Source organism: Hydrogenovibrio sp. JE_KL2 (genome assembly GCF_009296185.1).
GTDB lineage: Bacteria > Pseudomonadota > Gammaproteobacteria > Thiomicrospirales > Thiomicrospiraceae > Hydrogenovibrio.
Window position 1 is genome coordinate 788,397 of the sequence record NZ_WBJR01000001.1, and the last position, 15,169, is coordinate 803,565.

The following is a 15,169-nucleotide window of genomic DNA, read 5'->3' on the forward strand; positions in this document are numbered from 1 at the left end:
CTGGTGAATGTTGCAAAACAATTCCGCTTTAGACTTCGCTGTTGTATTTGCGTTCGTCTTCCTTCAGCAAGTAGGTGTTAAACCCAAAAACCTTGCCTGCCCAGATAAACATCAGCCACACCATCAATCCAAATGGCAAGTAACCAAAGTAGCCTTCCAACGGCATTTCAGAGAAGATGTGAATGACATTCACATAAGGTACGTCGTATACCCAATAGTTAGGATTGGCAATCGGGTTCGTCGGGTGCGTACTGCCGTAGTTCCACATTTCCCAGAAGAAACCGTTGAACAAAGCAGACAACGCGATCAAAATCATCGGGCTCCAGTTACCTTTTGCCAACTCACTCAAGGGCGAAGGAATCTTTCTCACAACCAACACGCCAGAGAAGGCGAGCATAATACCGACCCAAATCGCCCAAAAGAATGGGTAAGGATAGAACACCATAATGGTGATTAACACCAAACCGACAACCAACAACGGATATCCCGGCAGTTTGACTTTTGGACCGTTCGAATACTTCACCGCCAATTTCGGAAAGGTATGCAACAAAGCATACCACTCGAACACTGCCGGCCAGACGGTGGTATAGGCTACCAAATAGAGAACGACAATCTCCGGGTGGGATAATGCCGGAATCAAGACCGTATTCGGGTAATACCAGTTACCCAGTGCAAAGTAGTCGAAATACTCAAAGTAAAACCAAGCAAACATCGACACCACTATGGTGATGGCAAACAGCTTTGGCTTCTTGCTCATCAGCGAGTAGCCACCACTTCTGGCATACACCAAGCCATCAATCAGAATGATAAAGCCCCACCATAACGGCGTGAATGACAAATAAACAAGATTGATTAAGGCTTCCGGGCGCGCCCACATCAAATACCAAAAGAATAAGGTGATAATCAACCCTGCCCAAAACCACCATGGCAAAGGTTTACGGTCATAAGGGGTTGGCGGTTCCACAGGTTTGAAACCGAACTTTTGGGGAAACAATAAAAAGACAACCAGCAGTGCTTCCACGACCAACAACACAAGGAATACCGTCAGGTTAAAGCCCGGCGTTGGCGGTTCGGTCACCTGTAGCGGAGGGAACACGCCAAAGCCAGGAGGCAAGTGGTCTGCATAGGCAAACCATGAGGCAATCAATGGCAAAATCGTTAACGCGATTATCGGTAAAACTAGGCCTTTCTTTGGTGAGTACATCCCTATCTCCCTTTGTTAAGTTCTTTTTTACGTCTATATTTATTTTCATACATCCTAATATCAGCGAGGTGTTTCAATTCGGTTGAATTGGTAACTTCATTCATGAAAGCTGCACCGGAACTGACGCCAACATGATCAAAACCGGTCGCTCTCATTTCATCGACAACCTGATCTATAAGTCCTCGCACTTCTTGCTCGTTGCCGTCCTGACTGATGATTGCGAACTCATCCCCGCCGACACGGAAAATACGTGCATTTTCATTGCTGTTCTCCAATATCTGCTGCATCAACTTGGCAAACATAGACAGCATCTCATCCCCCTTCGCATGCCCGAAACGGTCGTTATAGAACTTCAGGTTATCCATATCTATGTAGGTCAAAGAGGCATAAGGTCCCATTGAAGCAAACGCCATTTCCAAGGAGTAACGGTTTGGAATTTGGGTAAGAGAATCGGTATGCGCCAGCTTCTTATTATGGTCAAGGTGATTCAATATATTTAGGCGCTCTCGGTAAAGCTCTCCCACACGATAGGTCAAGGTCAACGCTAGCAAAATCGCCTCAAGTGCAATTGCCGCCAGCCCATAGTGCTCAACATCAATGGTGTTTGAACTCAATTGCGTCGGTAATGTCGCCATGCTCGCAAGCGAGATAAACGCCACCAGTGCCACCAAATACAAACGGGCGACAACGCTTCCCTGTCGTGCGCGCGAGATTCCCGCTATAAAACCATACAGCAAAAAGACCCATACACCATAACGTGCCATTTCATTGATCCAATTCGGTGCCATCAGCGCAAACATGGCAAATATCGCCAACAACACCAACCCAACAACACCTAAGGTATACAACCTTTTGTTTTTAAGTGGATGGATTTCCAATAACCGCATGACAAAGAGAACATAGAAAAAGTTGGATATGAGGATGGGAAAGGACACCAGATAGAAATTATGCCAGTTCAGCATCTGCGCAAAAATCAAATGCGCTCCGGCATTGAATATCAAATTGGAGAAGATAAAGATGGCATAGAAAAGCTCTGTTTTGCGAGAGCTGGCAAATGACAATGCGCCATAATAAATACCCAAAGCAAGGAAAACGCCGATGCCAATCAAGACAATCGCATCTCCCAGCTTTATCTCCTGTTGGTAATTGCTAAGTGTTTCGATATAAGGAACGGGTTGTGCGATAAAGTATGGCGAAGACACTTCCGCCATTAATTTGTAATGCCCGGCTTTCAAGTCAAACATCCGTCCATGACGCAGAAAGAATAGATTAAACGCCTTGCTACCTATACCGCCATTGGCACTGGCGATGAGATTGTTTTGTTGATCATAGATGTAAAAAGAAAAGCGGTCTATCGTCGTCGTGTTTTTGAAATCGACAACGTAATCTCCTGTTTGATCAATGCTCAGATTTCCAACATAGAGATAATGGCCGCCAACCAACGAAATCCCATCTACTTTTCGTAAACCTTTTATCTCGGGGTTGCTGGGATCAAATGGCATGCTGCCATTAACGCTATAAAGCTGCCAATCAATATGTTGAGGTTGTGCAAAAGAAGGACGGCTGAAAAAGGCAAAACTGAGTAACAAACCAATGAGTAGCCATGTCTTGTTAATTCCATAGTGCGGCGGACTGTTCATGCTTATATTCTTATCACTCAAGTAAAAGTTATGATAATGATTGAAAAATACCAAAAGTTACAATTTGTTAATCGAAACCACCTGGTTACGGCCATTTGACTTGGCTTCATATAAGCAAGTATCGGCAGCTTCTATAAATGTATACATATTAAAATCAAATTCTGGTGAAATCGTGCTCACCCCTAAACTAACTGTCAGTATCGAATGCACCGCTGAACTTTCATGCGGCGTTTTTAAATCGAGAACAGTCACTCTACAACGCTCAGATAATTTAATGGCATCCGCCAACCCCGTATTGGGGAGCAAAATGGCGAACTCCTCTCCACCGTAACGCGCGACAATATCAGACGCTCGTTTAACCACTTTGGACAAAGTGCTGGCAACCAGCCTCAAACAATCATCCCCTGCCAAGTGACCATAAGCCATGTTGTAATTTCTAAAATGATCTATATCGACAATGATTAGCGAAAGCTCGGTGTCATCCCTTAGCGCACGCTTCCACTCTTTTTCCACCACTTCATCAAAGGCGCGTCTATTGAGCACACCCGTCAGTCCATCGTAAGTGGATATTCTTTCAAACTTGTTATTCAGGCGCTCCAACTCAGCTTGTTGCGTTTTGCTGTCAGTCACATCCTGAATATAACCGTTCCAGATAACGGCATCCCCTTGTTTTCTGTCTGTTGGCTGAGCAGAAACTCGAATCCACACCTCTCCTTTCGATGGGTGCACTAACTTGGAGTCAAAAGCAGAAGTGCTCTCATCCAAACCGTCAGGATCAATTAAACGCCAAAACGTATCCATGTCTTCAAGTAAGTCTTCTTGGGAATAACCCAAAACATCGTGACTTTTAGGGCTAATGTAAGTCAGCTTTCTAGAACCATCTGCATGAAGCACATACTCGAACAATACACCCGGTAAAAACTCTACTAAGCTCATCATTGTGTCTGCATTAGGCATGCTTACTGCCATTTTTCAATCCCTTGCCACTCAATGAATGGATACCAAATATCTCTCGGAAATACAGGTGAACTTTTTTGTACCAATTTAATGTGATGCAAATTAAAAAGCACACTCTCAACTATGATTTTCAATATAAATAGAATTCGTAATTTTTACAATCGTTTTTTCTTTCGCGACAACATGATAATTTAATCGCGACAGTGACTTTCATACTCATTCAATCATAAACGCAACCCTCAAGAAGCAATCGCGCGTTATACTTTGAACGTTACTCAACAAATCAATTTACTGATTTTGTTGTATGGATTCGCAACAACGTCCATTCATGAAGAAGGAGACATGCAATGCCGACAGATACAACGCCCCTGTTTCACCCGGTAAAGCTTGGTGATCTAACACTAGCCAACCGCTTTGTTATGGCACCGCTTACCCGCTGTAGAGCCATCAACCATATTCCCAACGACCTGATGGCGGAATACTACACACAACGCGCCAGCGCTGGCTTAATCATCACCGAATGCACCATGGTCACCCCACACACTTCTGCCTTTGGTAACGACCCGGGCATTTATTCGTTGGAGCAAATCGAAGGCTGGAAAAAAACCACCGAATCCGTCCACAAAGCCGGCGGAAAAATTTTCCTACAAATCTGGCATGCCGGACGTGCCGCGCACCCATTGCTAAATGATGGCAAAGAAGCCGTTAGTGCCAGCGCCATAGCGATTGATGGTGAAACCCAAACACCAGAAGGCAAGCAACCTTACACCGTACCTCATGCACTCACCAAAGAAGAAATTGCCGATATTGTGTTGGATTTTCGCAAGGCGGCGGCAAATGCCATGGCGGCAGGATTCGATGGCGTGGAGGTGCATGGTGCCAACGGCTACCTTATTGACCAATTCCTGAGAGACAGCGCCAATGAACGTACTGACGAATACGGTGGTTCACTGGAAAACCGTGCGCGTTTTTTGATGGAAATTCTCGAAGCCGTCACCGATGAAATCGGCAGTGGCAGTGTCGGCTTACGCCTCTCGCCATTGAATAGTTTCAATAGCATGAAAGACAACCACCCAACCTATTGGATCAGTTACCTGGCAGAACAGGTCAACCGATTCAATCTGGCGTACCTGCATGTGATGAGAGCAGATTTCTTTGGCTTGCAACAGGCGGATGTCATTCCTATTGCTCGTGAGCATTTCAAAGGACATTTGATGGTGAATATGGGTTATACCGCTGATGAAGCCGCAGAAGTGATTGCCAACAACTTGGCAGATTCCGTAGCCTTTGGTACCGGGTTCCTTGCCAACCCAGACCTGCCAGCACGTGTAAAAGCGGGTGCCGAGCTGAATGCGCCGGATCAAGACACCTTCTACACTTCAGATGCAAAAGGCTATACCGACTATCCTTTCATGAAAGCTTAAATGAAAGGTTAAATAACAATCAGGTAAAAAAGGCAGGTTTCAATACTTTGAAACCTGCCCCCAACCTGGTAGATTTTACTCGCTAATGTCCAACCATCATCCCTGACAATTATTGTCGCCAAGCACGATTAAAAGCTTTTCCTTGATTGATTTCCTTAGTCAAGTCACACAATCCCGCATTGTCCATCACCTTGGATACATGCTTAATCCATGCTGGTCTCGTATTAAAACTTCTTGGTTTACCGCCAATGCTTTTCAAAAACGCTTTTGCGACCTTACAGTTCAACAAGATGTTTTTGCCCTTCTTCGACACCAATTTATCCATCTCTTTTGAAGCCTTAAAAAACACAGGTACTTTAGACTTCTCGCTAATCCAACTACCGGAAAAATCCTGCATAACATGCGCATAGGCTTGCTTTAAAGCTTGAGGGTGATTGCGAAAATAAAGCAGATTATTTTTTGTGCCGGCATAAGGCTTAGGACGATAATCCTTTTTCAAACTCGGTGGTCTTTTTTGCCATACCACCTGGCTTTTCGGTAGCTGTTTTGCCTTTTTGAAATCAATCATGAGCTTGTTGGTCGCAAGATTTCTCGGCAAGGTTAATGGTGGCAACTCGGGCTCGCCCTTACGTGCGCCCAAACTCATGATATTACCGGTAATCTGAGAAACATAGCCCTGCCCAAAACCTGACTCCCAACCGGCAATCGCCAAGATAGCCGCTGGCGGAATGTTTTCTTTCATGCCAATTTTTACCGCCTCTTTAGCGGTTAAACCGTAAAACTGTTCAACATGAGGGTATTTGCGCAATGAGTACTGAGAAGTATTAGAAGCCGTGTTAGAAGCAGCATGGGAAGCTTTGTTATGAATCTCTGTGTTCGCCTGCGCTCCCATAAATAATCTCTCGGTGAGAACAGCACTAACAATAGACAGGAATAAGATAAAAAATTTCATCGCATTATTTTATCGAATTCCAATCGGGTTAGCTTATTTTCAATAACCTCCCCCCCAACCTGGTAGATTTTGTTGAATACCTAAGCTTTAAGCTGGCGCGCCCTCAAACATGACAACTTTTTCCAATTCACTATCCCACGTTGCTTTACTCGCAGTGAAAATGTGCGCATTTGGTTTTATAGATAGATGAGTATCAAGGCTTCCCGCCGGAACGACCAATAGTTTCCCGCTCATCTGCATATTTGGCAACGCAGATCCGCAATTAGAACAAAAGCTCTTGATATGTTGTGTGGATAGTAAGTTAAAAGTCGTCACCAACTCTTCGCCAGAGATCAACTTAAGCTGGCGTTGGTGGAAAATAGATTTGCCGCATGGGCTGAACCTGTATCTTTTTGGCAATACTCACAATGGCACAGATAGAAGCTCTCAAAACTTCCCTCAATTTCAAAATGTACTTTGCCACACAGGCAAGAACCATGATGTTTTGTACTCATGTGTATCACCAAAGTTTGATTGAATAGTTTTTCTGTATTTGTATAAGGTTCAGGGTAAAAAGCTTATTTTCTTAAGGGATCAAGAAGCGACTTTAAACCATTGTGATCCAACTCCTGCATCAGCGCCAATAACTCCCCTAAATTACCAGATGGAAAGCCCTTACGCGCAAACCAATTAAGGTAATTCCCCGGCAAATCAGCAATAATCCGCCCCTTGTATTTTCCATAAGGCATCGTGACTGTAACGAGTTTTTTTAAGTTCTCTGGGTTCATAAGTTAAAGTACAAAAAAACAATCGAGTCTGACCCCATTGATTTCAAATAGAACTCAGCTTTTCTGAAAGATGACAGGCCATTAATTCTACTAATGCTAACTGCAGCAGCAATATTTTATCTTTTCGACTTTCCAAAACGGAAATAGAGTCGAAATTATCAAAATCATTACCATGTGCAACTTCATGACGTTTTTTATTTGATTCATCTAAAAACTCTTGCCACAAAGTTCTTTGAACCTGCTTATCTGAAATTGATAACGAAAAGTCAGAACGCTGTGAAGAATATGGAAATGTTTTGATGTGTTCTTTTATCTGTTCTTTTGAATTTGAAATAAACTCTTTCAACTCACTACTTGTCATCGAAAAAGCACCATCAAACTGTGATTCATTGAGGCATGCAAAAACTTTCTTTTGTCCAAAATTTAAAAATATGGTTTCTACTATATTAGGGTTCGGGTTTTTGTTATTGCTTTTTATAAATGGTTGGTATTCAATTTTTGTGTTTATTTCTGAAAACTTTTCAACTAACTGGTTAACTTTATAATCAAAACTACCATTTTCATTGTCGTGTTGCTCTCCTAAAAATTTAGTGCAATACCTTCTTTGAAGTGCCACAGGCATATCAACGTATTCATAATTTTCATTCAAATCATTGATGATTGCTTTTGCAAGTTCTTTCATAAAGCCTTCAAATGAGCTATTGTAAAAACGGTAATGGAGCGACAAAGTGCTTTATATAAAGCTGGGTTAGAATCTTGCTTATCTTTAGCCTCTACAACTAGTAAATCAATTTCTTGCCAATTATCCAAAAACTTTTCTAAAAACTCATAAAGAGACGAATCCATTATCTGATAGCCTCAAGACCTTTACTGATTCTAGTATTGAGCTTGGAAACATCATTCACACTTCCTTCAACCGCTGAAAAGTATTCTTTGTCTTTAAATAACTCTCTAAAAGCATCAATATCGAATATACCTTCTTTATCTGATTGAGACAAAGGAACAATAATAGAATCATATACAGCCGCATTAAATTTAGACATTCTTGCAAGTTGACCATCATCATCAACTTTATATTTAGAAAATGGATTTTCTATTGAACTTTTAGAAATATATGCGAAAGTCTCCAAAAAGTTTTGTTCCATTTCAACTAATTTTGCTAAGGACAGAGTATTAAAATATTCCATTTTTTCCGTAAGAAACTTTTTAAACCCACCTTTATAAGATTGGTACCCATTTTCGAAAGAAAGAGCAAAATATCTAACAACTAGCTCTTCATCTTCCATTTTTTCTACTCGTTTCCCTTCTGGATCCAAATTCGCTAAGGCTACAAAATCATCTGATTTGGCAAGCTTTTTAATAAGGTCTTTGAAAGGACCACGACACACCGCATTTCTCAATTCTTGAGCTTCCAACTTTACTGAACCTGAATTCAAGCGCTCAAAAATATCATATTTAACCTGGCCATCTAAAGTTGAATCTATTCTAAGACAGCGTATTGTTCTCTCTTCTAATCTCCTAATTAAAAAAGAGGGCAAATCTTTGTAAAAAGAACCATTAAGCTCCCTCAAAACGTCCAAGCCGTCCAAAGCGTACTTATTTTTGAAAAACTCATAAATTGCGGTCAATCTTTGCTGACCATCAATAACAGAATACCTTGATATGTCATTTTCTACTTCCTCATCGACATCAACATCCTGTGAAATATAAATAAAAGGAACCGGAATATTTAAGATTAAACTTTCTATAAGTCTAGATGAAAACTCAGGACTCCATCTGTGGCGGCGTTGATAATCTGGATTAAGTTTTATCACATGTTTATCAATCTTTTTTACCATTGTTTCAAGGTCATACTCAATGGTTTGAGTTTTTACCGTTCGCTCTATAGCTTTTCTCTGAATATTCTCTAGGTTTTGTTTTAATTCAGTCATTGTTTTATCTCTATCTATCACCAACACCAGGTTATCTTACTAATAATTCTTATAGGAAATAAATTATTACGTACATTATTTTTACTAAATTAATTACATACAAAAATCAAATCGGGAAATAAAACGCTCAAATTCGTGGCGGGAAATGTTGATCATACTAAAAGCGCCCAAAGGGCATAAAATATGTGAGCGTTTTTCGAACAAAGAAGTTGAGTATTTAGACCCAACTTACGTGCTAAAAAGAAAAATTTCTCAAAAAAAAGCCCAGATTCTAAATGTAGAATCTGGGCTTTTTGAGACTTTGAGTGTTGCGAAATAAAACTTATCAGTTCAAGGCATGAAAATGTTGAGCATACTAGAAGTATGTGACCATTTTCATAACGCAGAAATGGCAAGTTTTAGACGTAACCCTAAACTATTTTCTTTTCTTCGGTGGCATAAGGTCAGTAATCGTCCCCTCCGCCATTTCCGCTGCGAAACAGATGGTTTCGCTTAGCGTTGGATGCGGATGAATGGTTAGACCAATATCCTGCATATCTGCGCCCATTTCGATGGCAAGCATAGCTTCTGCTATCAACTCCCCAGCGTTAGGCCCGACAATACCACAACCTAGCAATCTGTGTGTTTTTGCACAGAACAGGGCTTTAGTCATGCCTTCATCTCTGCCTAAGCTTAGGCTTCGACCAGAAGCTGCCCAAGGGAAAGCACCTTTTTCGTAATCAATGCCTTCATCTTTAAGCTGTTGCTCGGTTTTACCCGCCCAAGCCACTTCTGGATCAGTGTAAGCAACAGATGGAATACCCATTGGCGTAAACGCGCTTGGCATACCCGAGATCACTTCTGCGGCAACCTTCCCTTCATGTACGGCTTTGTGCGCCAACATAGGTTGACCAACGATATCACCAATCGCGTAGATATGATCGACATTGGTTTTTTGACGTTCATCGACTTCAATGAAGCCCCAGTCGTTAACTGCAACGCCGGCTTTTTCGGCATCAATCAGTTTACCGTTAGGCACACGACCTACAGCAACCAAGATACGGTCAAAGGTATCGGTTTCTGGGCAATCTTTCCCTTCAAAAGTGACAACCAAGCCTTCTTTTTTGGCTTCAACGTTAGTGACTTTTGATTTCAGGTAGATGTTCTCGTACTTCTTCTTGATCTTGTTCAGAAGTGGTTTAGAGATGTCTTTGTCCGCACCTGGAATAATGGTGTCGCCCAACTCAACCACAGTGATGCTTGAACCAAGAGAATCGTAAACTTGCGCCATCTCTAGACCGATGATCCCGCCACCGATAACGAGCATACGTTTTGGTATTTCTTCCAACTCTAGTGCGTCAGTTGAGTCCATAACACGAGGATCATCATGTGGAATGAAAGGCAGTTTCACCACGCGAGAACCGGCAGCGATAATGGCTTTTTCAAAGGCGATGGTTTTGGTCGTGCCATCGGCAGCTTCTACGGTAACGGTATTAGCTGAGCTGAATTTTCCGTAGCCATGAACCACTTCAACTTTACGTGCTTTTGCAAGACCTGACAGCCCACCGGTCAATTTACCGATAACGCCATCTTTGAATTCGCGCATTTTATTGATGTCGATTTTAGGCTCGGCAAAAGTAATACCGTGTGCGCCCATTTCACGTGTTTCGTTCAACACGACAGACATGTGCAATAAGGCTTTTGAAGGAATACACCCTACGTTCAAGCACACACCACCGATGTTTTCATAACGCTCGATCATGATGACTTTTTTGCCAAGATCGGCCGCACGGAATGCAGCAGTGTAACCACCTGGACCAGAACCCAACACCAAGACTTCACACTGCATATCCGCAGGTGGAAGGTCAGCGGAAGAAACCGGAGTTGACGCTTCTTGCTTAGGCGTTTCAGGCGCTTTTTCTGGTGCAGCAGATGCCGCAACGCTTTGCTCAACGTTAGCGGCAACCGTATCGCTACTGGCGATTTCCATTTGACCGATAATCGACCCTTCGGAAACCTTATCCCCTACCGCTGCAGTGAAAGAGACAATCTTACCGGCATAAGGTGCTGGGATTTCCATCGTCGCCTTGTCGGATTCCAAGGTAATCAAGGAATCATCTTGTGCGACTTCTTCACCTTCAGCGACCAAAACTTCGATAACATCAACCGAAGCGAAATCACCAATATCAGGAATCGTGATGTCTACAACTTTACTCATCTGTTACTCCCGATTACATAATCAACTGACGTAAGTCAGATAGGTATTGGCTAACGGTTGTGGTGAAGCGTACGCCTTCGGCACCGTCAACAGCACGGTGATCGTAAGAAACGCTGAATGGCATCATCAAACGTGGCTCGAACTCTTTACCGTTCCATACCGGTTGCATCTTAGCTTTTGACAAGCCCATGATAGCCACTTCCGGTGCATTGACGATAGGTGTGAACTGGGTTCCCCCGATACCGCCAAGACTTGAAATAGTGAAACAACCACCAGACATATCCGCCGGGCTCAACTTGCCGTCACGCGCTTTGGCGGAAAGCGCCATCAAGTCACGAGACAGGTCGTAAATACCTTTTTTATCAACGTCTTTCACGACAGGGACCACCAAACCGTTTGGCGTATCAACCGCAATACCGATGTTGTAATATTTTTTCTTGATGATGGATTGACCGTCAGGCGACAAAGACGCGTTGAAAGATGGGTAATCTTGCAAGGCTTTGACAACCGCTTTCATCACGAAAACCAATGGGGTTAGTTTGACGCCTTGCTTCTCGGCTGTGGCTTTCATGTCTTTACGGAATTGATCCATCTCGGTGATGTCACACTCGTCAAACTGTGTAACGTGAGGAACGTTCAACCAGCTAGTGTGAAGGAACTTACCGGAAATCTTCTTGATGCGACCCAACTCTTCTGTTTCGGTTTCACCGAATTGCGAGAAGTCGATAAACGAAACTGGAGGAATACCCGCACCACCCGTTGCGCCAGCCGAAGCTGGTGCAGAACCTTGCATGACGGATTTGATGAAAGCTTCCACATCCGTTTGCATGATGCGACCTTTTGGTCCAGACCCGGAAACTTGTGAAAGCTCTGCCCCTAGTTTTCTGGCAAACGCACGTACTGATGGCGAGGCATGGTATGCTGCGCCCATTTCTTGCGTATTGACAGGTTTGGCATTAGCAATGGCAACCGGACTTGGTTGCGCAGGTGCTGGCTCTGCTTTTGGCGCAGGCGCTGGTGTAGGTTCCGCAGCTTTTTCAGGGGCTTTCTCAGAAGTTTTATCTGCCGGAGCAGGTTTTGATTCTGCCACAGGGGCAGAAGCAGCTGCTTCGCCACTGACTTCGATATCCAGCACATAAGTGCCTTCAGAAACCTTATCGCCGACAGAAACGGAAACTTTGGTAACTTTACCGGAAAACGGAGATGGAATCTCCATGGTGGCTTTATCGGATTCAAGCGTTAATAAAGAATCATCAACCGCAACGACATCGCCTTCCGAAACTAAAACTTCAATGACATCGACCGAATCGAAATCGCCGATATCAGGAATTTTGATTTGTTCAACTGACATACTTTGTGTCCTTTTTATTCATGCTATCACTATTGGGAGCCGTATCGATTGAATACGACTCCTAGCGCATCCCTCACGCCATTAGGCGTGTGTTGGGAAAACCTTGTCTGCATCCAAGCCATATTTCTTAATGGCATCTGCAACGATTTCAGGTTTGATACTGCCTGCGTCGGCAAGAGCTTTTAGAGCTTCTACCACAACGTAGTGGCGATCTACTTCAAAGAACTTACGCAGTTGTTCACGCGTGTCAGAACGTCCGAAGCCGTCTGTACCAAGGACATAGTAGTCACCTGGAACATATTGGCGGATACGCTCTGGATAGTCACGAATGTAGTCGGTAGCGACTACAAAAGGACCTTTAGCATCCTTAAGCACTTCTGTGACATAAGGAACTTTAGGTTTGTCGGTTGGGTGTAGTGTGTTCCAACGAGTCGTTTCGATACCGTCACGACGTAGTAGGTTGAAACTTGGTACACCCCAGATGTCTGCTGCTACTTTCCAGTCTGCTTCCAGCATCTCTGCTGCGGCGATGACTTCACGGAAAATCGTACCAGACCCCATTAGTTGAACTTTCAACTTATGTTTGGCTGTTGATTTCTTGAATGGGTAAATCCCTTTCAAGATACCTTCTTCTGCACCTTCTGGCATTGCCGGATGAACGTAGTTTTCGTTCATACCGGTAATGTAGTAGTAAACGTCTTCTTTGTTGTGCATCATGCGACGGATACCGTCACGAATGATGACTGCCATTTCATAGGCGAAAGTCGGATCGTAAGTTAAACAGTTCGGTACATGGTCGAATTGAATCAGGTTATGGCCGTCTTGGTGCTGTAGACCTTCCCCTTCAAGGGTTGTACGACCAGCAGTACCACCAATCAAGAAACCTCTTGCACGGGAGTCACCTGCCGCCCAAGCCAAATCACCAATACGTTGGAAACCGAACATTGAGTAGTAGATGTAGAAAGGAATCATACTCACGCCGTAGTTGGCATAAGCAGTTGCCGCAGCAACCCAGTTCGCCATGGAACCGGCTTCGTTGATTCCTTCTTCGAATACTTGACCGTTAGCGGACTCTTTGTACCACATCAATTGGTCTGAATCCATTGGCTGATAAAGCTGTCCAGCAGGATCGTAGATACCGACTTGACGGAACAAACCTTCCATACCGAAAGTACGTGCTTCGTCAGGAATGATTGGTACAACGCGTGGCCCTAATGCCTTATCACGCAACAGGATAGAGATGATACGAACGAATGCCATGGTAGTAGACATTTCACGATCACCCGTACCATCGGTCAACATTTTGAATGCGTCCATATCTGGAACCGGTAAAGGCTCAGCGTCGTCATGACGTGCTGGCAGGCTTCCACCTAGCGCTTCACGACGCTCTTTCATATAGCGCATGATGTCTGAGTTTTCTTCTGGACGGTAAAAAGGAATGTCTTTATCCAATGCTTCGTCGGAGATCGGTACAGAGAAACGGTCACGGAAATATTTCAAACCGTCGATATCCAATTTCTTCTGTTGGTGAGCTGTGTTTGCCGCTTCACCGTATTGCCCCATACCGTAACCTTTGATGGTTTTGGCTAGGATAAGTGTTGGTTGACCTTTGGTTTCTGTCGCACGCTTGTAAGCGTTGTAAATCTTACGAGGCGAGTGACCACCGCGGCTTAGCTTGAAGATTTCATCATCAGTCATGTCTTCAACCAAAGCACGTGTCTCTGGGTACTTACCGAAGAAATGTTCACGAACGAAAGCACCATCTTTGGCTTTGTAGGCTTGGTATTCGCCGTCAACGACTTCACCCATACGCTCGATCAGCTTACCGCTGGTATCTTTTTGTAATAGACGATCCCAACCTGAGCCCCAGATAACTTTGATAACGTTCCAACCTGCACCACGGAAGACACCTTCTAGCTCTTGGATGATTTTGTCATTACCGCGAACAGGGCCGTCTAGACGTTGTAGGTTACAGTTGATAACGAAAATTAGGTTGTCCAGTTTCTCACGTTTAGCCAACTGAATCGCACCACGTGATTCTGGTTCGTCCATCTCACCATCACCTAGGTAAGCCCAGACTTTACGACCTTCAGTTTTAGCCAAACCACGTGCATGCATGTATTTCATGAAACGTGCTTGGTAGATAGCCATCAAAGGCCCTAGACCCATCGATACGGTTGGGAACTGCCAGAAGTCAGACATCAACCACGGATGAGGATAAGAAGAAAGACCGTTACCGTCTACTTCTTGACGGAACTTGTGTAATTGGTCTTCATTTAGGCGGCCTTCCATAAAGGCACGTGAATACATTCCTGGCGCGGTATGACCTTGGAAAAAGACCATGTCAGCACCCAACTCATGCTTTGGACCTTTGAAGAAGTGGTTCATCCCCACTTCATAAAGCGTACAACTTGAGGCATAGGAAGCGATATGTCCACCCACACTGGTATATTTGTTTGCTCTTGCCACCATCGCCATCGCATTCCAACGCAAAAGCGCTCTCATGCGTTTTTCAAGACTTAAGTCACCTGGATAGTTTTCTTGCTCTTCAGGGGCGATAGTATTGATATAAGGGGTGTTTGCAGAATAAGGAATATCAATTCCGTGGACGCGTGCTTTTTCGATTAAGCTCGCGATAAGGTGTTGAGCCTTGTCTGAACCTTCAAACTCAACAACTGCTTCTAATGCATCGATCCACTCTTGTGTTTCTTGTGGATCTTGGTCGATGAACATCTCGCTCATATTT

12 protein-coding genes and 1 pseudogene are annotated in these 15,169 nt (G+C 43.7%); 1 reads left to right on the top strand and 12 read right to left on the bottom strand.

Features of this window, described 5'->3' with window-relative positions:
* Window positions 1-28 precede the first annotated feature (28 nt).
* The 3 genes from F8R13_RS03780 to F8R13_RS03790 are packed head-to-tail and all read right to left on the bottom strand — an operon-like array spanning window position 29 to window position 3,813.
* Complete coding sequence (locus tag F8R13_RS03780) at window positions 29-1,204, bottom strand: mechanosensitive ion channel protein MscS (RefSeq protein ID WP_152831957.1); 1,176 nt, start codon at window positions 1,202-1,204, stop codon at window positions 29-31.
* Window positions 1,205-1,206: 2 nt separating this feature from the next.
* Window positions 1,207-2,844, bottom strand: coding sequence for a diguanylate cyclase (locus F8R13_RS03785; RefSeq protein WP_152831958.1), 1,638 nt, complete (start codon window positions 2,842-2,844; stop codon window positions 1,207-1,209).
* Between the two features lie 57 nt (window positions 2,845-2,901).
* Window positions 2,902-3,813 (bottom strand): sensor domain-containing diguanylate cyclase, encoded by a 912-nt coding sequence (locus F8R13_RS03790; protein WP_152831959.1) that lies wholly within the window; start codon window positions 3,811-3,813, stop codon window positions 2,902-2,904.
* A 335-nt stretch (window positions 3,814-4,148) separates the two neighbouring features.
* On the opposite strand from F8R13_RS03790, the gene F8R13_RS03795 reads away from it, so the two are divergent.
* The gene (locus tag F8R13_RS03795) at window positions 4,149-5,225 is read left to right on the top strand and encodes an alkene reductase (protein WP_152831960.1); all 1,077 of its coding nucleotides are present in this window, start codon (window positions 4,149-4,151) and stop codon (window positions 5,223-5,225) included.
* 109 nt (window positions 5,226-5,334) lie between these two features.
* On the opposite strand, the gene F8R13_RS03800 is transcribed toward F8R13_RS03795, so the two are convergent.
* The 9 genes and pseudogenes from F8R13_RS03800 to aceE form a co-directional block, all read right to left on the bottom strand.
* Window positions 5,335-6,117, bottom strand: a complete 783-nt coding sequence (locus F8R13_RS03800; protein WP_172967682.1) for a glucosaminidase domain-containing protein — start codon at window positions 6,115-6,117, stop codon at window positions 5,335-5,337.
* 147 nt (window positions 6,118-6,264) lie between these two features.
* A pseudogene (locus F8R13_RS11800) lies at window positions 6,265-6,671 on the bottom strand (GFA family protein).
* A gap of 63 nt (window positions 6,672-6,734) precedes the next feature.
* Window positions 6,735-6,944, bottom strand: coding sequence for a DUF3820 family protein (locus F8R13_RS03810; RefSeq protein WP_152831962.1), 210 nt, complete (start codon window positions 6,942-6,944; stop codon window positions 6,735-6,737).
* A 43-nt stretch (window positions 6,945-6,987) separates the two neighbouring features.
* Complete coding sequence (locus F8R13_RS03815) at window positions 6,988-7,626, bottom strand: HEPN domain-containing protein (protein WP_152831963.1); 639 nt, start codon at window positions 7,624-7,626, stop codon at window positions 6,988-6,990.
* Window positions 7,623-7,790, bottom strand: a complete 168-nt coding sequence (locus F8R13_RS11445) for a hypothetical protein (protein ID WP_172967683.1) — start codon at window positions 7,788-7,790, stop codon at window positions 7,623-7,625. Before F8R13_RS11445 ends, F8R13_RS03815 begins: the two co-directional genes overlap by 4 nt.
* Window positions 7,790-8,875, bottom strand: coding sequence for a DUF262 domain-containing protein (locus tag F8R13_RS03820; RefSeq protein WP_152831964.1), 1,086 nt, complete (start codon window positions 8,873-8,875; stop codon window positions 7,790-7,792). Before F8R13_RS03820 ends, F8R13_RS11445 begins: the two co-directional genes overlap by 1 nt.
* Window positions 8,876-9,290: 415 nt before the next feature.
* Entirely contained in the window at window positions 9,291-11,072 is a 1,782-nt protein-coding gene (lpdA, locus tag F8R13_RS03825; RefSeq protein ID WP_152831965.1) for a dihydrolipoyl dehydrogenase, read from the bottom strand.
* 13 nt (window positions 11,073-11,085) lie between these two features.
* The gene (gene aceF / locus F8R13_RS03830; protein WP_152831966.1) at window positions 11,086-12,423 is read right to left on the bottom strand and encodes a dihydrolipoyllysine-residue acetyltransferase; all 1,338 of its coding nucleotides are present in this window, start codon (window positions 12,421-12,423) and stop codon (window positions 11,086-11,088) included.
* A gap of 81 nt (window positions 12,424-12,504) precedes the next feature.
* Window positions 12,505-15,165, bottom strand: coding sequence for a pyruvate dehydrogenase (acetyl-transferring), homodimeric type (gene aceE, locus F8R13_RS03835; RefSeq protein ID WP_152831967.1), 2,661 nt, complete (start codon window positions 15,163-15,165; stop codon window positions 12,505-12,507).
* Window positions 15,166-15,169: the final 4 nt, after the last annotated feature.